General features: G+C 67.9%; 17 protein-coding genes and 1 pseudogene. 9 read left to right on the forward strand and 9 right to left on the reverse strand.

The genetic code is table 11. The features are described from left to right. The first annotated feature begins 610 nt into the window (after positions 1–610). Together BST28_RS15765 and BST28_RS15770 are read left to right on the forward strand one after the other, a co-directional pair. Positions 611–1,186 carry a carboxymuconolactone decarboxylase family protein gene (locus BST28_RS15765; RefSeq protein WP_019734934.1) on the forward strand — a complete coding sequence of 192 codons (576 nt, stop codon included), beginning with the start codon at positions 611–613 and terminating at the stop codon, positions 1,184–1,186. Between the two features lie 26 nt (positions 1,187–1,212). Next, a complete protein-coding gene (locus BST28_RS15770; RefSeq protein WP_065288939.1) occupies positions 1,213–1,932 on the forward strand; it encodes a DUF2652 domain-containing protein in 720 nt (239 codons plus the stop codon). A gap of 36 nt (positions 1,933–1,968) precedes the next feature. Here BST28_RS15770 and BST28_RS15775 read toward each other — a convergent pair whose 3' ends face one another. The 3 genes from BST28_RS15775 to BST28_RS15785 all read right to left on the reverse strand — a co-directional run bounded on the left by BST28_RS15775 (position 1,969) and on the right by BST28_RS15785 (position 4,954). Further along, positions 1,969–2,655 (reverse strand): cutinase family protein, encoded by a 687-nt coding sequence (locus BST28_RS15775; RefSeq protein WP_020425514.1) that lies wholly within the window; start codon positions 2,653–2,655, stop codon positions 1,969–1,971. A gap of 62 nt (positions 2,656–2,717) precedes the next feature. Continuing rightward, positions 2,718–4,301, reverse strand: a complete 1,584-nt coding sequence (locus BST28_RS15780; RefSeq protein ID WP_083081825.1) for a Na+/H+ antiporter — start codon at positions 4,299–4,301, stop codon at positions 2,718–2,720. A 2-nt stretch (positions 4,302–4,303) separates the two neighbouring features. Next, positions 4,304–4,954 carry a TetR/AcrR family transcriptional regulator gene (locus BST28_RS15785; protein ID WP_065288940.1) on the reverse strand — a complete coding sequence of 217 codons (651 nt, stop codon included), beginning with the start codon at positions 4,952–4,954 and terminating at the stop codon, positions 4,304–4,306. A 107-nt stretch (positions 4,955–5,061) separates the two neighbouring features. Between BST28_RS15785 and BST28_RS15790 the strand changes: the two genes are divergently transcribed. Both BST28_RS15790 and BST28_RS15795 read left to right on the forward strand, forming a co-directional pair. Continuing rightward, positions 5,062–6,093 (forward strand): aromatic ring-hydroxylating dioxygenase subunit alpha, encoded by a 1,032-nt coding sequence (locus tag BST28_RS15790; RefSeq protein WP_019738724.1) that lies wholly within the window; start codon positions 5,062–5,064, stop codon positions 6,091–6,093. Continuing rightward, the gene (locus tag BST28_RS15795) at positions 6,090–7,178 is read left to right on the forward strand and encodes an NAD(P)H-dependent amine dehydrogenase family protein (RefSeq protein WP_019738725.1); all 1,089 of its coding nucleotides are present in this window, start codon (positions 6,090–6,092) and stop codon (positions 7,176–7,178) included. Before BST28_RS15790 ends, BST28_RS15795 begins: the two co-directional genes overlap by 4 nt. Before the next feature lie 20 nt (positions 7,179–7,198). Here BST28_RS15795 and BST28_RS15800 read toward each other — a convergent pair whose 3' ends face one another. From BST28_RS15800 to BST28_RS15815, 4 genes are all read right to left on the reverse strand, one after another. Then, on the reverse strand, positions 7,199–7,942 hold the full coding sequence (locus tag BST28_RS15800; RefSeq protein ID WP_083081813.1) for an MPT63 family protein: 744 nt from the start codon (positions 7,940–7,942) through the stop codon (positions 7,199–7,201). Positions 7,943–8,094: 152 nt separating this feature from the next. Then, a complete protein-coding gene (locus tag BST28_RS15805; protein WP_083081816.1) occupies positions 8,095–9,111 on the reverse strand; it encodes a DUF1942 domain-containing protein in 1,017 nt (338 codons plus the stop codon). A 140-nt stretch (positions 9,112–9,251) separates the two neighbouring features. Further along, on the reverse strand, positions 9,252–11,009 hold the full coding sequence (locus tag BST28_RS15810; protein ID WP_165758094.1) for a serine/threonine-protein kinase: 1,758 nt from the start codon (positions 11,007–11,009) through the stop codon (positions 9,252–9,254). A gap of 143 nt (positions 11,010–11,152) precedes the next feature. Continuing rightward, a complete protein-coding gene (locus BST28_RS15815) occupies positions 11,153–12,265 on the reverse strand; it encodes a cellulase family glycosylhydrolase (protein WP_019735945.1) in 1,113 nt (370 codons plus the stop codon). Between the two features lie 149 nt (positions 12,266–12,414). On the opposite strand from BST28_RS15815, the gene BST28_RS15820 reads away from it, so the two are divergent. Together BST28_RS15820 and BST28_RS15825 are read left to right on the forward strand one after the other, a co-directional pair. Then, positions 12,415–13,251 carry an SDR family oxidoreductase gene (locus tag BST28_RS15820; protein WP_083081822.1) on the forward strand — a complete coding sequence of 279 codons (837 nt, stop codon included), beginning with the start codon at positions 12,415–12,417 and terminating at the stop codon, positions 13,249–13,251. 20 nt (positions 13,252–13,271) lie between these two features. Then, positions 13,272–14,840, forward strand: a complete 1,569-nt coding sequence (locus BST28_RS15825) for a class I adenylate-forming enzyme family protein (RefSeq protein WP_083081828.1) — start codon at positions 13,272–13,274, stop codon at positions 14,838–14,840. Positions 14,841–14,852: 12 nt separating this feature from the next. On the opposite strand, the gene BST28_RS15830 is transcribed toward BST28_RS15825, so the two are convergent. Together BST28_RS15830 and BST28_RS15835 are read right to left on the reverse strand one after the other, a co-directional pair. Then, positions 14,853–15,563 carry an ankyrin repeat domain-containing protein gene (locus BST28_RS15830; RefSeq protein ID WP_019735948.1) on the reverse strand — a complete coding sequence of 237 codons (711 nt, stop codon included), beginning with the start codon at positions 15,561–15,563 and terminating at the stop codon, positions 14,853–14,855. Between the two features lie 48 nt (positions 15,564–15,611). After that, the gene (locus BST28_RS15835) at positions 15,612–17,000 is read right to left on the reverse strand and encodes an HNH endonuclease signature motif containing protein (RefSeq protein WP_019735949.1); all 1,389 of its coding nucleotides are present in this window, start codon (positions 16,998–17,000) and stop codon (positions 15,612–15,614) included. Positions 17,001–17,189: 189 nt separating this feature from the next. On the opposite strand from BST28_RS15835, the gene BST28_RS25270 reads away from it, so the two are divergent. The 3 genes and pseudogenes from BST28_RS25270 to BST28_RS15845 form a co-directional block, all read left to right on the forward strand. Next, positions 17,190–17,597, forward strand: coding sequence for a type I restriction-modification system subunit M N-terminal domain-containing protein (locus BST28_RS25270; protein ID WP_029248970.1), 408 nt, complete (start codon positions 17,190–17,192; stop codon positions 17,595–17,597). Then, entirely contained in the window at positions 17,515–18,243 is a 729-nt protein-coding gene (locus BST28_RS25275; protein ID WP_420093442.1) for an HsdM family class I SAM-dependent methyltransferase, read from the forward strand. Before BST28_RS25270 ends, BST28_RS25275 begins: the two co-directional genes overlap by 83 nt. 11 nt (positions 18,244–18,254) lie before the next feature. Beyond that, a pseudogene (locus BST28_RS15845) lies at positions 18,255–18,614 on the forward strand (Tex-like N-terminal domain-containing protein); the annotation flags it as partial. Positions 18,615–18,691: the final 77 nt, after the last annotated feature.

The following is an 18,691-nucleotide window of genomic DNA, read 5'->3' on the forward strand; positions in this document are numbered from 1 at the left end:
GACTGCGGACCCGGATGGACCGCGGTGCACCCGAAACGCGAATTCATCCGTTGACCAGCGTGCCCAGAGTTGCCGGGGCTGAAACCCAGGCCGGCCTCCACCGGATTTGGCGGCCTACACCCGCCGGCGGCTGCGGCCAGGCCGAGTCCGCCGTGGTTGCTCGAGATGCCCCGATTCCCGCCCGCGGTCGACGGATCAGGCCGAGGATTGACGGCGGTGGCGACGCGGGTATGGGTTCGCCTGTCGCCTGTGCCGGCGCACGAACCAGGGCCGGCGGTGAAAGGAGGGCTGCACCAATCCATGGCTGATATCACCGGCCTCTACCAAGCGCTCCTGGGCCGCATCCTCGGTGACGATGCGACAGCGCCGCTTGAGCTGCGCCGGGCTGCCTTCGACAACGCCGGGCTCGACGAGCCGATCAGGACTCTGGTCGACACGGTGGCCCACCGCTCCTACCGGGTGAGCGACGAGGACGTCGCCGCCGCACGATCCGCGGGTCTGAGCGAAGACAGATCTTTGAGATCGTGGTGTGCGCCGCGGTCGGTCAGGCGACCCGGCAGTACACCGGTGCATTGGAAGCGCTGGCCGCCGCCGGCGAAGGGGGCCCGCGATGAGGCTCGCGATTCTCGATCACGGGCACCGACTGCGCACCAAGGCCCCGCTGGGGATGATTCGACTGGTGTCTCGCCAGCCGGTCGTCGACGCCGTCAAACTCGCGTTCTACCGACCCGAGTTCTACGGCGGCGGTGCCCTCACCAACGAGGCGATGCGCGGGCCCTCGGCGTGGTCGGTCGGGGAGCGGGAACTGATGGCCGCCTACGTCTCCGAGGTCAACCGGTGCCCGTTTTGCGTCGCGGCACACACGGCCACGTCCAACCTCTGCTACGGCGATCACGCGACGGCCGCGGCCACCCTCGCCGATCTGGAGACGGCACCCATCACCGAGCCGCTGCGGGCGACGCTTCGCCTGTTGGGCAGACTCACCCGCGAGCACAGCGTCGATGCCGAGGACGTGCGAGCCGTGCTGGCGACCGGTGTGACCGCCGAGCAGCTCAAGGACGCCCTGGCCGTGAGCCTGGTCTTCAACATCACCGACCGGCTGGCCAACGCCTTCGACTTCGAAGTCGCCGGCCCGGCCGCCATAGAGGCCGGTGCGCGCCATCTGGTGAAGCGCGGCTACGGCTGACGGTCTGCGACTACACTCTTGAGTTCATGGCCATCCGGCGCGCGGTGCTCGTCATCGCCGATATCGGCGGCTACACCGCCTACATGAACTGGAACAGGACCCACCTGGTACACGCCCAGATGGCGGTGGCCACGCTGCTGGAATCGGTCATCGACGCGGCCAAGGGCATGAAGCTGGCGAAGCTGGAGGGCGACGCCGCCTTCTTCTGGGCGCCCGACGGTGACGCCCAGAAACTGGTCAGCGAGCGGCTGGCGCGGATGCATCAGGCGTTCATCGACCGGCGTGCGCGTATCGAGAACGGACGCCTGTGTGAGTGCGACAGCTGCCGGCAATTGATGAACCTGTCGCTGAAATTCGTTGCTCACCAGGGCGAGGTGGCCGAGCAGAAGGTCAAGCGCCACACCGAGCTCGCCGGTGTCGACGTCATCCTGGTGCACCGGATGCTCAAGAATCAGGTGCCGGTGCCCGAATACGTGTTGATGACCGACGCCGTCGCGGAGTGTCTCGACGAGCCGGTGCGCGCGGTGTGCACCCCCCTGGTGCACGATTTCGACGGGCTGGGCCAAACGTCTACGTACTACCTGGATCTGGCGAACTCGGCGGTGCCGCCGCCCCCGGACGCCCTGGGTTGGGCCGGCAGGCTGAAGTTCCGGCTGAGTTCGCTGCCGTTCATGCTCGGTGCCAAGGAACCGTGTGCGGGATTCCGCAGTCTGGGCCGCGGCGCCCCGGAACTGTCGCGGGGCTGACCGCAGCGCAGCGGGGGCAGGGCCGATGGCCGCCGGCTACAGCCTTGCGGCGACGAAGTCGGCGGCTTGGTTGACCATGCCCGACGAGATGTAGGCACTGGCCAGGTGTTGCGGCCAGTTCGCTTCCCAGGTGTTCGGATCGGCCGGGTTGCAGACCGGGTCGGCGCCATGACACTGCTCGATGGTCCGGTCGTTGTAGACCGGGCTGAAGTTGGTGATGGGTCCGACCCACTGACTGCCGTTGCCGAACAGCGCAACCGCGGCGATGTGCTCGTCGGCGCCCGGTGGCAGAGGATTGGTGAAGCCCAACGCCGAAAAGGGGACCGCCAGCACCACGTCGGTGACCGCCGCGCCCAGCGAATATCCCCCCGGCACGATACGGGTGTTGGGGCACCCGCTGATCGTCTTCTGGATGTGGGCGCTCATGTCGTTGGCGCCCTGGTCGATCTGATTGTCGGCGGGGTAATTCACCGCATACACACCGATGTTCTTGGAGGTCTTGGAGCGCAGCGCGCTGACGAATGCATTGCCGACCGCCCCGACGCCGGGCGATTCCAGGCGCCCACGGGCGAACACCACTTCGGCGTCGGGACATGCTGCGCTGGCCGGCGACACCGCACCGGGTGTCCCGGCGGGAAGGACGACGGGGGCGATCAGCAGGACTGCCGCCAGCACAGCGCCGAAGCCGGTGAGTCGCAGACGGTGGGCCGAAGAATCGCTCACGAGGTGAATGGTAGTGGCCCACAGCCATTCTGTCGCCGCCAATAGCCCGGCCGGTTTGGCCGCTACTCGGTGTCCGCAGGGCCCAGCAGGCGTACTTCCTCCAGATCCATCGACGCCTGCACTTCACGTAATACGATGTCGTCGATCTGATTTCGGTCGCGAAGTTCGGTGACAGCCCGGCGCTTGTGCTCGAGGACGCCCAGATGTATTTGCCGCACCACGTCTTCATACCCGGCGGCGTCGCCGGCTCGATCGTCTGTCGTCACCAGCGCGGCCTGGTCCCGGTACTCCTGGTGTAAGCGGTCCACCACCTCCGGGTCGGCGTTGAGTTGACCTGCCACCCGCGGCAGCGCCTCCAGCGCGGCCTCGGCGGCGCGGCTGCGGGCCAGCCGCAATTCCTCGGCGCGCGCCGAATCCTCGGGCATGCGGGCCCAGCGAACGACGGCCGGCAACGTGCTGCCTTGCAGCAACACGGTCACCAGGATCACGAACGACACCACGTAGATGATCAGGTTGCGATCCGGGAACGCCTCGCCGCTGTGGGTGGTCAGCGGGACGGCCAGTGCCGCGGCCAGTGAGACCGCGCCGCGGAAGCCCGCCCAACTCGACACCGCGCGCTGCCGCCAGTCGATACGACGGGCTCGCTGTTCGGCGCGCCGGTCCACGAGGCGGATGAGCACGGTGGTGATCTCCGCCCAGGCGATCCGGGTCACGATGACCACGCCCGTGACAGCCAGGCCGAGCGCCGTGGCATGGGCGAGACCCTCTCCGATGTTGACGATGCCGTGCACGGCGCCGGGAAGCTGAACACCGACGAATACCCACAACGAACCGTTGATCAGAAAGGTCGCGATGTCCCAGAAGGCGAAAGCCTGCAGCCGCGAACGGGCCCCGATGACCCGCGGGCCGACGTAGTTCAGCACCAGGGCCGACACCAGCACCGCGACGACGCCGCTGCAATGAAATGTCTGGGCCAGCAGGAACGCCGCGAACGGGGTCAGCAGGCTCAGGGCGCCTTCCTCCAGCGGTGCGTCGATGCGGCGGCGCAGCAGCGTGACCGCTCCTCCGACCAGCAGCCCGGCCACGATCCCGCCGAGGTAGGAGCCGACGAAGCGGCCCACCAGGTCGACGGGTCCGATCGAGGGGCTGCCCGTCGCGACGGCGACCGTCACGGCGAACAACACCAGCGCAGTCCCATCGTTGATGATGCTTTCGGCGCGCAGCACGGTCAGGGGCTGACGCGGCAGTTTCTTGGCCAGTCCGGCCACCGCGGCGGCATCGGTGGGCGACAGTACGGCGCCCAGCACCGACGCCGCATGGGGCTCCATTCCCAGCGCTCGCGCCGTCCACGACACCGCCACCGCGGTCGCGATCACCAGGCCGACACTGACCAGGACGATCACCCGCAGGTTCGCCCGTATCTCGCGAAAACTGGTGTTCAGGCTCTCCCAGTACAGGATCGCCGGCAAGAACAGCAGCAGCACGATCTCCCCGTCGAGCTGGGTCTCGCCGAAGCGGGGGATCAGGCCCAGCATGCCGCCGAGCAGGATGAGCAGTACCGGCGGGCCGACGCGATACCGCTTGCCCAGGAGCGTGCCCGCGACCACGGTGGCGACGAGCGTGACAATGACGACGAGGCCAAACACCATCACATCCTGCCGTGCCGGCGGCGCGCTGGGGAGCCTTCGAGATAGGCCGCCAAGGCATTGGTCAGACCGCGCCGTGCCTCCTCGAGGTCGGCATAGGAGCCCAGCTGACGCTCGGAGACCAGCCCGCGCATGGCACCCGGGATGAGGGCGGCCACCTCCCGCACCCGCTGCGGGTCGACCTCCAGGTCGGCGAACGCGCTATAACAGGTCTGCAGCCAGCTTCTGCCCCAGGAGAACAGCTCCGCCGCGGTGCGCGGGTACAGCCGTTCCAGCTCGTGGTGGTCGCGGGGGAGGGCGGCCCGCAGGTTCTCGATGGCCCGGGAATCCTGCGACGCCAGCCCGTGATAGAGGGTGTCGATGATCGCGGCAACCCGATCCCGTAGCGGGGCATCCTTTTTCAGCTCGGCGAACGCCGATATAGTCGCGTCCCGCCGCTCGGCGGTCCGGTGCAGCACCGCCGCCCAGAAGCCGTCGACGTCGCCGAACTGATATTGCACCGCGCCCCAGGTGGCGCCGCTCTCCTTGGCGATCCGGCTCGCCGACACCGCGCCCGGGTCGCCGGTGGCCAGCGAGCGCACCGCCGCGTCCAGCATCGCCTCGCGGGTCGCTTGCCCGCGCTTGTTGCTGCGCCGCGGTGCTGGTTGCGTCATCCCAGGAATCCTAGCAACATTTCCATAGTACCCCCTATGATTCTGTTGTCGGGCGAACTATGCTGCGGAAGTCGGCCCGCTCGCGACCATGGAGAGGACACGCACGCATGGCTAAACCGCCGCTGTCGATGAAGCCGACCGGCTGGTTTCAGGTCGCCTGGTCCGACGAGATCGGTGTCGGCGAGGTGCACACCATGAAGTACTTCGGACAGGAGATGGTCGCCTGGCGCGCCGAGTCCGGGCAGCTCACCGTGATGAACGCCTACTGCGAGCACCTCGGCGCGCACCTGGGCTACGGCGGCACCGTCTGCGGCGAAGTGCTGCAGTGCCCCTTCCACGGCTGGCAGTGGAACTCTCAGGGGCGCAACGTCTGTATTCCCTACCAGGACAAGCCCAACCGGGGCCGGCGGATCCGCACCTACCCGGTGATCGAACGCAACGAGTCGGTCTACATCTGGCACGACGTACACGGGCGAGAGCCGTACTTCGACCCGCCGGACGTGTTCGCCGGCTTCGACGACCGCACGGCGGCCGACTACTACCCGCAGCAGCGGCTCTACCGGCAGACCCTCGAAATGCACCCGCAGTACGTCCTGGAGAACGGCGTGGATTTCGCGCACTTCAAATACGTGCACGGCACGCCGATCGTGCCGGTGTTCACCCGCCACGACTTCGCCGAGCCGGTGTCCTACGTCGATTTCACCATCACCTTCGAAGGCGATGACGGCCAGAAGATCGAGGACGTCAACAGCGGTGTCGAGGCCATCAACGGCGGCTTGGGCATCGCGGTGACCAAGAGCTGGGGCATGATCGACAACCGCACCATCTCGGCGATCACGCCCGTCGACGATTCCACCTCCGATGTCCGCTTCATGGTCTACATCGGCCGCACACCAGCCGGCGATCCGGTGCGCGCCGAGGCCAGGGCCGCCGAATTCGGTCGCGAAGTGATCCGGCAGTTCGAACAGGACATCCACATCTGGTCGCATCAGCGCTATTCGGATCCGCCGGCGCTGGCCACCGCCGAATACTCCGGCTTCACCGCAATCCGCCAGTGGGCCAAACAGTTCTACCCCGACGGCATCGGAGGCAGTGCCGCCGAAGTCTATGCAGCGACCCAGAAAGGCTCCTCCGCATGACCGCGTCCACCACCCCGATCCGCGTGTTCCAGGTCGCCACCGGCAACGTCGGCACCGAGATGATCAAACGGATCGCCGCGCGTCCCGATCTGGAGCTCGTTGGTGTGCACTGCTATTCGCCGGAGAAGGTGGGTAAGGACACCGGTGAGCTGGTCGGCATCGCACCCAACGGGGTGAAGGCGACCGGCAGCATCGAGGAGATCATCGCCGCCAAACCGGACGTGCTGACCTTCCACGGGGTGTTCCCCGACGAAGATCTCTACGTCCAGGTTCTCGAGGCGGGCATCAACATCGTCACCACCGCCGACTGGATCACCGGCTGGCACCGCGACCACAACCACCCGCACCGGTCCGGAAAGCCGGTGACGCAGCTGCTCTCCGAGGCCTGCGCCAAGGGTGGCGCGACGTTCTACGGGACCGGGATGAACCCGGGCCTCAATCAGATCCTGGGCGTGGTGGCCGCGGCCGATGTCGCCGAGATCGAGAACGTCACCACCATCGAATCGGTCGATGTGTCGTGTCATCACTCCAAGGAGACCTGGATCGAGGTCGGCTACGGCCAGCCGGCCGATGATCCGGAGATCCCGGCCAAGCTGGAGAAGTTCACCCGCGTCTTCGCCGACAGTGTGTTGATGATGGCGGACTGCTTCGACCTGACCCTCGACGAGGTCACCTTCAGCTACGAGCTGGGCGTCTGCACCAAGGACGTCGACCTGGGCTGGTACACCCTGCCGAAAGGATCGTTGGGCGGCAACTACATCAAATACCAGGGCATGGTCGACGGGGTGCCACGTGTGGAGACGCACCTGGAATGGCAGATGACCCCGCACACCGAACCGAACTGGAAGATCAAGGGCTGCTACCTCACTCGGGTGACCGGCGATCCGTGCGTCTACAACAAGCACATGATCTTGCCGAAACCCGGTGTGGACCTGTCCAACCCTGACAACTTCGCCTCGATCGGCATGACCGTTACCGGCTTGCCCGCCCTGAATGCGATCCGATCCGTGGTGGCCGCCCCGCCGGGGTTACTGACCAGTGCCGACCTGCCGTTGCGGGGGTTCGCGGGACGATTCCGGGTGTAACGGACCCGACGGTGCAGCGGCTACGGGCTGGCCGGTGTACCCGCCGAACCGCCCGACGCCGACGAATCGGGGGCCTCGGCCGGAAGCGGTGTGCCCGAGCTGCCTTCGGGCAGTGGGGTGCCGGAGCTGCCGGCCGGAGGCGCGGCCGGGCCCGGGCTGGCCGGGCGGGACGCCGGGCCTCGAGCCGGTGCGGGAGCCCGGTGGCTGTTGCCGCCGTTGGCCGGAGCCTGCGACGCCGAGCCGCCGGCGGGAGCCTGCGGTGCCGGTGCGGCCGGCCGGGCCTGCGGTGCCGGCGCGACCCACCGGATCAGATCGGCGCCGCCGGCCTGATAGACCAGGCTGTTCGGGGCGTCGCCGGTGACATCGAAATAGACTTTGCCGCTGGTCTTCTGGCCCTGAGTGAGCCCGGTCGGCACGATGCCCTGCGGGGTGGGCACCGTGAAAAGGGACTGATAATTCTGGCCGCTGGCCGAACGGGCGCTGAGGTTGGCGACGATCGGGAAGACGGTGCCCTGGATCGCCTCGTCGGTGGCGGTGGCCTCCCACAGGGTGCCCTGCGGCTGGTACGGGATGGCATCGGCGCTGGGCCGCAGGTCGTTGACCGTCCACCCGTGCACCCCCGGCCCTTCGGGCAACGTGCCCTGCGTACCGATCGGCTGGGTGGCCGGGGCCGGGTCGGGCTCGTCCGCGGCGGCGATCCCGGTGCCAAATGCGCCGGCGGCGGCCAGCGCTCCCGTTGCCAAGACGGTCGAGATGGGCTTCATGGGTTTAGCTCCTCGGTTCGGTGGCACGGCGGTGATTGGTACTCAAGTACTGAATCGTAACGGCCCGGCAGTCGGGCCGCCGCGAAACGAGTCCGGCCCGACCCCGCAGGAGCGAGGCCGGGCCGGACCGACGAGCGACAGCGCGCCCGGTGCTAGCCGGTCACGTTGCTTGCGCCGCCAGCCGCCGAGGGGGCCGGCGTGCCCTGGTTGCCGGCCGGAACGGTCGAGTTGCCGCCCTCGGTGCCCTGCGGGTTCGCCGGAGCCGTGCCTTCCGAGCCGCCCGTGGTAGCGCCCGGGGCCTCCGCCGGAAGCGGCGTGCCGGAGCTGCCGGCCGCCGCCGGGGTGCTGTCGGTACCGCCGGAGTTGGCGGGGGCCGAGGCCTCCGGGGTGCCCGCAGAGGTCGGAGCCTCCGAGCCGCTGGCCGCTGCCGGCGTGCCCTCGGTGCCGTTCGCGCCCGCCGGGGTGCCGTCGGCCTCGGCCGGCAGCGGGGTGCCCTGGCTGCCCGAGGCGAGCGGGGTGCCCTGGCTGCCGGTCGCACCCGGGGTGCTGCTGCTGCCGGTGGTCTGGTTGTCGGCCGGCGCCGGGGTGCTCTGGGTACCCGACTGGGCCGGCTTCTGGCTGGCGGCCCCGGCGTTGGGCTGCGAACCGGCCGCCGGGGTCGACGAACCGCCGCCGCTCGGGGCGGGCGGAGCGGCCGGGGTCCAGACCAGCTGGTCCTTGCCTGCGAACTGGTAGACCGCGCTGTTGGGCGCGTCGCCGGTGACGTCGAAGTACACCTTGCCGCTGGTCTTCTCACCCTGCGCCAGGTTGGAGGGGTTCACGCCCTGCGGGGTGGCCACCCCGAACAAGGCGGGGTAGGTCTGGCCGCTGGGGGAACGGGCGCCGAGGTTGGCGATCACCGGGGTGACGTTGCCCTGGATGGCCACGTCGGTGGCGGTGGCCTCCCACAGGGTGCCGCGCGGCTGGTAGGGAATCGCGTCGGTGCTGGGCCGCAGGTCGCTGACGGTCCAACCCTGGATGACCCCACCGTTCTCCACGGTGCCTTGGGTGCCGATCGGTTGGGTCGTCGCAGCGACGTCACCGGCGTCCGCGCCGGCGGTCGCGAGGCTGACGGCTCCGGCTGCGGCCAGCGCTCCGGCCGCGGCCACGGCAGTAGTGATCAACTTCATAGTTGGATGACTCCTCGGTTCGACTGGATCTCGGGGGTGGTGCAATCCAGATCGCAAATCCTAACGGATTTGACACCGACGTTTGGTGACGTCTCAGGGATGCGTCGCAACCAATCAGCTGCACCGGCAGCGGACGGCGATCAGGAATGCGAGCTCCACCAGGTGTAGAGCTGCTCCAGCGACGGTGCGCTGTGCTCGCTGCGCAAATGGGCGATCACCCGGTTGGCGTCGTTGGTCCAGACCAGAGTGGGGGAACCCTGGCGCATGCCGCAGAGCAGCATCCCGCTCGGTTTGGCCGGGGTGGCGGTCCGGTGCCAGGCGCCCGGCGACTGGATCCGGCCCGGGCAGATGAGGACGGTCGTGTCATGCACGGTGTTGTCGAAGGCCAGGCGCAACGCGCCGGCGTCCGGGAACAGCGAGTAGGTCGCCGAGGGCGGGCCGTCCACGTCCACGTTGCGACCGCAGGTCACTTCGGCGATGGCGCCACCTTTCGGGGTGGCCGGCGTGCAGGTGTCCTGCGGATAACCCGGGGGCAGCAGCTTGAGCAGCCGCGCCTGGGCTTCGGCGGAGGACATCGACGACGCGGGTCCGCTCGCCGCCGAGACGGACCCCGTGTCGTCGGTGTCGGCGGCCAGCTCGTCTGAACCCGACCGGTTCGTCATCCAGGCGATCAGCCCGACGACCACGGCCAGCGCCGCCCCAAGGCGGAGCAATTGCTTGCGGCGACCGGGATCGCCATACCCCGGCATCGGCCGCGGGGAGCTGAACCAGTCGTCATCGGGGGTGGAGACGCGCGGGATGCTCGACTGCGGGGCCGGGGGCACGGCGGCGGGTTCGGGCGGGGGAGCCGATTCGGTGTCTGCGGCGGTGACGGGCGGTTCGGCCGGTCGCTGCGGGGGCGCAGGGGTCACCGGAGGCACCGGGGCGGGCGCGACCGGCGACTTCGGCTGCTCGGCGGGAGCCACCTGCGCAGTCGGCGGCGCGCTCGGCTTCGGCTGTTCGATCAGCGGCGGGGTGGCCTGCTGACTGGCCTCGTAGATGTGCAGGGTCCGGTGCTGGTCGGGGGCGCTCAAGGCCTGATAGGCCGCGGTGGCCAGTTCGGCGGCGCTGGCGTAGCGCTCCCGCGGATCCTTGGCCATGCCTTTGGCGATCACCGCGTCAAAGGTGGGTGGGATCGTCGAGCCGGCCTGACTGGGCCGCGGGATCGGCTTCGTCAGATGAGCGTTGGCCAGCATCTTGACGCTGTCGGCCCGGTAGGGCGGTGAACCCGTCAGGCACTGGTAGAGCACGCACGCCAGCGAGTAGATGTCGACGGCGGGGCCGAAGTCACCGCCGGAGAAGAGCTCCGGTGCCGAGTACTTCCAGCGGGCGCCCGCGTGCTCGGCGTCGGCCGCGTTCGCCCCGGGCGCACCGGCGATCCCGAAGTCCACCAGGTAGATGAAGTCATCGGCGGTCAGCAGGATGTTGCGCGGTTTCACTCCGCGGTGGATCACCCCGGCGGCGTGGGCGGCGTCCAGCGCCGCGGCGGCCTGCCAGACGATGTTTACCGCCCGCGACGGGGGCAGCACCCCGGTCCGCTTCAACAGCGCGGACAGGTCGTCGCCCCGCACCAGCGGCATGTCGATGAACACTTCGCCGTCCAGCTCGCCGTAGTCGCGGACCGGGACCACGTGCGGCTCCTGCACCCGCCCGACGGTCAGCGCCTCCCGCTGCAACCACTCGCGGAAAGCCGGATCCCGGCCCAGCGACGGTGCGAGCAGTTTGAGCGCGGCGGTGCGGTCCTTCTGCGTGTCGACGGCCTCATAGACCTCGCCGGTGGGGCCGCGTCCCAGCAGGCGTTTGAGGAGATAGCGCCCAACTCGTGACCCAGCCCGCGTACCCGGCGCGGTCTCGCTCATCATCGCTCCTCAAGTCAGACCCGTGAACACCGATCACCGAACCGGCGGCCCAGACGACATTGCCGTCCATGATTTCATCATCGAACCGGTCGGCTATCAGCCGGTCGAGCCAACCCGGCCCGAATCCGGGGCAGCTTCCCAGGTCAGCGACCGGTCAGGTTGCTGATCGTCATGATCTCCAGGTTGCGATACGCGCGGCCGGTGGGCTGAACCAGATCGTGGAACCACAGCTCCGGCGCCGAGGTGTAGGGCCTGTCCCAGGAGTCCCACGGCAGGTAGGTCTGCGTTCTCCCGGCGACGAAGCCCCAGTTGTAGGCGCCCACGTTGTGACGCTTCATGATCGGCAGAATCCCGTCGATGGTGTTGCCCTTGGTGCGCGCCAGGTACTCGGTGCACATGATCGGCCGGCCCAGCGGCGCGAGCTCGGCGATCCGTTCACTGAACATCGCCGGCTTGTCATAGGAGTGGAACGTGATGATGTCGGAGTTGTTGAGCTGGGTGTTGACGATCGTGCTGCCCTGCCGCGAGCCCTCCCAGATCCCACTGGTCAGCGGCTGACGGGCATCGACTGCCCGGGCCCAGTTGAACACCTGGGGAAGCAGGTCGCTGATGAGGTCGAGCTTGTCGGATCGTTCGACGCTGCTGTACTCGCGGGCCATGTTGTCCGGCTCGTTCCACAAGTCCCAGGCCAGAACCCGTTCGTCGTACCGGAATTGGGTCATCACGCCGGTGACGTAGTCATACAGGGTGCGGTAGTAGTTGCGGTCGCCGAGCCGCTCGGCGCCGGGGCTCTGCACCCAGCGGGAGTTGTGGATGCCGGGTCGTGGCGCGGCCTGCGGCCCGGCCTTGGGGTGCGGGTCCCAGCAGGAGTCGAACAGCACGAACATCGGCTTGATGCGGCGGCGTGCGGCGACGGAGACGAACTGGGCCAGCCGGTACTGAAAGCCCTTGCGGTCGGCCGCCCACAGCTGGTCGTGCAGGAAGACCCGCACGGTGTTGAATCCGGCCGACCGGGCCCACCCCAGCTCGGCATCGATGCGGCGCAGGTCGAAGGTTCCGGGCTGAAACATCTCGAGCTGGTTGACGGCGGTAGAGGTGATGTAGTTGGAGCCGACGGGCCAGCCCTGCGCCTGATACCAGCGGTTGGCGCGGTCGATCGACCATCGGCCGGGATCCGCGCCCGCTCGCGGGATCCCGCTCAGCGCAGGACCCGCTGCCAACAGCAGCGGCAGCCCCAGCGCCGTTCGACGTTTCACGATGTGACCATAGCGTCCGGGACCCCTGTCGGGGTGGTTGAACGCTCGGCCTGTCGCGGGACAAATCGGGCACGCGTACCAGGGGTGACGGCGGCCACCTAGACTGCACCGATACCTTCACTCCGATTCGCGTGGGCGGGAGGCCGGCTGTGTCGCAGCACCTGCAGGACAAGGTCGTCGTCATCACCGGCGCCGGCGGCGGATTCGGCAAGCTCATTGCTGAGAAGTGCGCCGCCGGAGGCGCCCGCGTGGTCGGTGTGGACATCGGCGAGGCGAATCTCGCCGACGTGTTCGACGGGATCCGCGCGGCCGGACATTCCGGCACCTACCAGGTGGCCGACGTCACCGAGATGGAGCAGATGAAGGCCGCTGTCGGGCATGCGGTGCAGACCTTCGGTGCGGTGGACGTCATCGTCAACAACGCCGGCGTCATGCCGCTGGCCTACTTCGCCGACCATGAGCTGGCCTGGCAGAAATGGCACCGCGCGATCGACATCAACATCAAGGGCGTGGTGAACGGGATCTCGGCCGTCTACGACCAGATGATCGAGCAGGGCCGGGGCCATGTCGTCAACATCTCGTCGATCTACGGCAACGCCGGCGTCGCGGGTGCCGGGGTCTACAGCGCGACCAAGGCCGCGGTCACCGTGCTGTCGGACTCGCTGCGCAGCGAGGCCAAGGGAAAGATCAAGGTGACCACCGTCAAACCGACCGGGGTGCTGGGCACCAACCTGGCCGGCGGCGTGGTCAACGGCGAGGCGATCATGGGCATCGTCGGCGCCCGCGGTGAGAGCTTCATGCAGTCCCTCACCGCGTTCGCCAACGGCACCCTGACGGCCGAGCAGACCGACATCGACTCGGTGAAATACTGGCTGATCACCCCCGACGATCTGGCCGACGCCGTCGTCCACGTCATCGACCAGCCGTGGGGCATCAGCATCAGTGACATCACCGTGCGGGCGAGCGGCGAAGACTACCTCTACTGACCGGGAGCGGCCCTGTGACGATGTCTCCCGGAACCGACTGGGATTCGCCGGCGTTCACCGCCGCTGAAGCGGCCCGCTATCACGCCGCCGGCTGGTGGTCGCAGATCACGCTGTCCGACGCGGTTCGCCACAACGCGCAGGAATTCCCGGATCGCGCCGCCTACGTCGACTATCTCGGCGCCGGCCTGACCTGGCGGGAATTCGACACCGCGGCAGACGCCCTGGCGGCCCGGTTGGCCGGGATCGGGGTGAGCCCGTGCGATCGGATCGCGGTCTGGCACCGCGACTCGGTGGCGATCCATGTGCTGTTCGTCGCCATCGAACGGTGCGGCGCGGTGGTGGTGGGCATCGGTGCGCGGGCGGGCACCCGAGAGGTGAGCGCGATTCTGGCCGGTGCGCAGGCCAAGCTACTGATCACCGACGGGCAGCGTGACGAGGCCGCGGCCGGTCTGGGGATTACGACGCTGGATATCGATGAACTGAGCTCAGCCGCCGAAACCGCTTTTCCCGGGCCGCAAATCGGCCCCGATGACGTCTTCCTGATCAACTCCACCTCCGGCACCACCGGGTTGCCCAAGTGTGTGGTGCACACCCAGAACCGCTGGCACTACTTTCACCAGCTGGCCGTCGCCAACGGGCAGCTGAGCCCCGATGACGTCTTCGCACCGATCATTCCGACGCCGTTCGGCTTCGGGCTCTGGACCAGCCACACCACCCCGATTCACCTGGGCGCCACCGCGATTCTGCTGGACCGTTTCAGCGCAGCAGCGACCTGTGCTGCCATAGCGCTACATCGGGTCAACGTATTGTGCTGTGTGAGCACACAATTGACGATGATGATGGCCGATCCGGCCAGCCGCGAGTTCGATCTGAGTTCGCTGCGCGTCGTCTTCACCGGCGGGGAGGCGCTGCCTTACCGCCCGGCCGCGGAGTTCGAGGAGCTCACCGGCGCCACGATATTGCAGTTCTACGGGTCCAACGAGACGGGGGTGCTCAGCGGAACCACCCTCGACGACCCGCTGGACAAGCGGTTGCGGACCGGCGGGCGGATCGTCCCGGAGATGGCGGTCCGGCTGTTCGGTGGCCAGGACGGCAATACCGACGTGACCCACACCGGCCGCGGCCAGCCGGCCTGCCGGGGTCCGGCGACCAGCCTCGGCTACCTGAACGGAGTGGATCACGACAAACTGTTCACCCCCGACGGCTGGATGCGCATGGGGGACATCTGCGAGATCGATGCCGAGGGCTATCTGAGCGTCACGGGCCGGACGTCGGATTTCATCCTGCGCGGCGGCAAGAACATCAGCGCCGCCCAGGTCGAGGACGCCGTCATGACCCACCCGGCGATCGCGGTGGCCGCCGCGGTCGCCATGCCCGACGAGGTGTTCGGTGAGAAGGTCTGCGTCTTCGTCGAACTTGCCGCTGCCGAAACCGGCGGCTCCCTCGAATTACCCGACCTCGTCGAGCATCTGCTGTCGCTCGGGGTGTCCAAGGAACTACTGCCCGAACGCCTTGTCGTCGTCGACGAACTGCCGCGCTCATCCGGCGGGAAGATCGCCAAAGGCCCGCTGCGCGCGATCAGCCGGTAATGCCGCGCGGGGTCATTCGTAGCCCTCGTAGACCTGAGACGGGCCATCGGGGGTGATCACATAACCCACGGTCGCCACATGAACCTCGCCGACGGGGTCAAGCTCGCGGTAGCCACCGAACAGCTCGATGTCGTTGTCTACCAAGCCCACCCGGAAACCGCCCCACAGGTAGGGCACCGGAAACCACAGCTGTTTTCCGGGCAGCTCGTGCAGCACCTCGACCGGGGGATAGCGGAAGGCCTGGCGCAGGTCCAGACCGCGGAACAGCACCTGGATCAAGTCGTCGATGATTCCGGTGAGCTGGGCGTTGAGCGCGGCGATCCGGTCCCGCTCCAGCGGTGCCGCCGGCGGCTTGAGCACCGCCAGCAGTTCCGCGGGCCGGTCGTGCTCCACGGCGATGTCATAGGCGGTGCGGCCGGCGGCATCGGGCTGGCTGCGCAGGGCGCCGCGCTCGATCAGCCACGATGCCACATCCGGGGGTGCCCCGTTCCAGCCCGCCTGATGCAGCACGCTCAACCAGGTCTTGCCGCCCGGCCGCCAGGCCTTGATGTCGACCACATGATCGCCGCGGTCGAGTTCCCGGACCACCTTGCGCCAGTTGCCCCGCTTGGCCATGTCCGCCAGATACAGCAAGGCCTGCGCCTGCCGGTTTCCCAGCAGCGAGCGGTCCATCACCCCCGGCCACAGCGGCGCGTTGTTGCGGATCTCGTTGTAGGTGGTCACGGTGCCATCTTCTCGCGGTCTGGGCTTGGATACCTCACCGCCCACAGCCTATGGGTCCTCATCGTCGTCGAGGAGTTCGTCCGGATGGTGGAGATGGTTGATCCGCAGCGGGCTGGTGCCGTCGGTCCAGGCCAGGCGCCCTTGCTCGGTGACGTGAGTTTGTAGATCGCCACGGGTGGCACCGCCGTGGTCGCCTCCGCAGGCGAAGTAGAGCTCGTCGGCATTGGTGCGGCCGTCGCGCGCCCAATCGGTCGAATGGTGAACTTCGCAGTGGTAGCCGGGTTCCGGACAGTTCGGTCTGGTGCAACCGCGGTCGCGGGCGTGGCAGATGATCCGGTGATCCAGGGTGGCGATGCGCTTGCTGCGGCCCAGATACAGCGGACGCTCGGAGTGGTTGTCGAACACCGCGAGGTAGTGGATTGAGTTGGCCGCCATCCGGATCAGATCACGCATTGGAAGGCGGCTGCCGCCACCGGTGCGCGCCGCAGTCGGCATCGGGACGTCCGGGTCGGCCATGGCGCGGACCGCCTGGTCGAGTTCGGCGAGTTTGGCGGTGACCACGACGGTCACCGGAACTCCGCGGTGGGTGCCCATGGCGCCGGACTCGATGCCATGGCGCAGAGCCAGCTTCAGTGCGTCGTGGTCTCGTTGTCCCGACGACCTGGAATCGCGTCCTTGGGTGCCCTCGGGCTGGCGGTGGCCGGGGCGAACTGCAGCGACGGCTGCTTCGAGGTAGGCGCGGGTTTCGGGATCGATGCACCCGGACAGTCGGCTCATCCCATCGGGGCCTTGACGGCCCAGGACCAGGTTGCGCCGCCGTGCCCGGTCCTCATCGGTGAAGTTGCCGTCGGGATTGAGGTGGTCGGCGATGGCGTGACCGAGCGCGGTCACGAAGCCGGCGTCCTGTTCGGAGGCGTGGCGCACCAGAGTCCGTTCGGCGGCCTCACGATCGGCCGGCGCGACTTTCGCGGGCAGTTCGTCGAGGGCTTTGGTGACCGCTTTGATGTGGTCGTCGCCGATGCGGCCGTCCTCGACAGCGGCGGCGGTTTCGGGAAGTTCGGGTGGGGCCGGGGGTCCGGTCAGGTTGCGTCGCGGCCGGATTCGTGCGGCGATACGGAACCGGCGCCGGACCTCGGCTCGGGTAATGCGCAGGCGCGACCACAGCAGGTTTGTGATCTTGGTGTCGGCGGGCAGTCGGGGGTCGTCGGGGCCGTCGGCGGGATCGGCGATCTCGCCGAAGATGCGGTAGGACAGGCCGCGATTGATTCTGTGCTGGGTTTCGAGGCGTTCGGCGACTTCCACGCGAAACGCGTTGCCGACGATGTCGGTGTCGGCGCAGCGGAGCCGGGCCTGGGCGTCGTCGATCAGTGTCAGGTCCGCGCGGATGGCCGCACGGGCCGCCGCGGCGGGAGGAAGGACCTGATCGGGTTCGGGCACGCCTCCAACGTATCGAACAATTGTTCGGTAATTGGCCCTCGAATGGCCGTCTGTGGATGAACCGAGCAACTGTGGATACGGGTGCCCCGGGGGCTGCTGGTGCGCATGTCACCGGTTCCAACCCTGTCGGTATCGCCCTAGATACAGTTCTGTTGAATCTCCGACGGCCGCAGACAGATGTGTGCAGCAGTGATAACCGGTGAGCTCAATGGCAAGATCGACCGGGTCTGGGATGCGTTTTGGTCGGGAGGCATCTCGAACCCGCTGGAGGTCATCGAGCAGATCACCTATCTGCTGTTCATTCGCAGGCTGGATGACCTGAACACGCTCGCCGAGAAGAAGGCGCGTCTCACCGGCGTCGGCGGTGGCACCCTGTTCGGCGAGAGCCAGCAATATCTGCGGTGGTCCAAGCTCAAACATGAAGACCCGACGTTGATGCACAAGATCGTCGCTGACGAGGTCTTCCCGTTCCTGCGCGGCCTCGGAGGTGACGGGGTCGACCTATTCGGAGCACATGCGCGATGCGCGGTTCACCATTCCCACCCCGCAGCTGCTGTCGCGGGTGGTGGATCTGCTCGACGACATCCCAATGGATGACCGCGACACCAATGGCGACCTGTACGAGTATCTGCTGTCCAAGATCGCCTCTGCCGGGGTCAACGGGCAGTTCCGCACCACGCGGCACCTCATCAAGGCGATGGTCGCGATGACGGCCCCGCGGCCGGGCGATGAGATCTGCGACCCGGCTTGTGGCACAGCCGGATTCCTGGTGGCTGCCTCTGAGTACGTCCGTGATCAGCACCCTGGCGTGTTGACCAACGCCGAACAGTGGCAGCACTTCCACGCCAGCATGTTCCACGGCTACGACTTCGATGCCACCATGCTGCGCATCGGCAGCATGAACATGCTGCTGCACGGGGTGGAATCACCCGACATCCGGTACCGCGACTCGCTGTCCGAGGGCGCCAGCGAGGATGCCGAGAAGTACACGCTGATCCTGGCCAACCCTCCGTTCGCCGGCTCGCTCGATTACGAGTCGACGTCCAAAGACCTACAGCGCGAGGTCACCGCTAACGGGATGATGGAGCCCGCCCGCCTCTATGAATCGCCCTACACCGACCACGCACCGCGCGGGCCGGAAGTGGTGTTCGGCGACGCTGACGTGGGCGGCATCGTGGACATCCTGCGCGCGGTCAAAAGCCATGCCATCCCGGAGCCAGGAATCGTCAGCGGCTTTCGGTAGGGTCCCTGCGCGTGACCGAGAACGTAACGCTGAAACCGTTGAACGCCCGTCTTGCAGAGGAACTGGCAGTTGCTGAGCGGCAGGTAGCGGCGGCAGTCGCCCTGCTCGACGAGGGGGCGACGGTGCCGTTCATCGCCCGCTACCGCAAGGAGGTCACCGGCAGCCTGGACGACGGCCAGCTGCGCACCCTCGAAGAGCGGTTGCGCTACCTGCGCGAGCTCGACGACCGCCGGGCCGCGGTGTTGGCCTCGATCGAAGAGCAGGGCAAGCTCACCAACCAGCTGCGGGCGGCGTTGCTGGCCGCCGACACCAAGGCCCGCGTCGAGGACATCTACCTGCCCTACAAGCCCAAGCGCCGCACCAAGGCGCAGTGAATCGCCCTGGAAATGCTGGAGGCTCCTGACCTTGGAAACGAGGATGCAGGTATGCCGAAGGAACAGTCGCCTGG

Origin of the sequence: Mycolicibacter kumamotonensis (assembly GCF_002086285.1) — a bacterium.
Classification (GTDB): domain Bacteria; phylum Actinomycetota; class Actinomycetes; order Mycobacteriales; family Mycobacteriaceae; genus Mycobacterium; species Mycobacterium kumamotonense.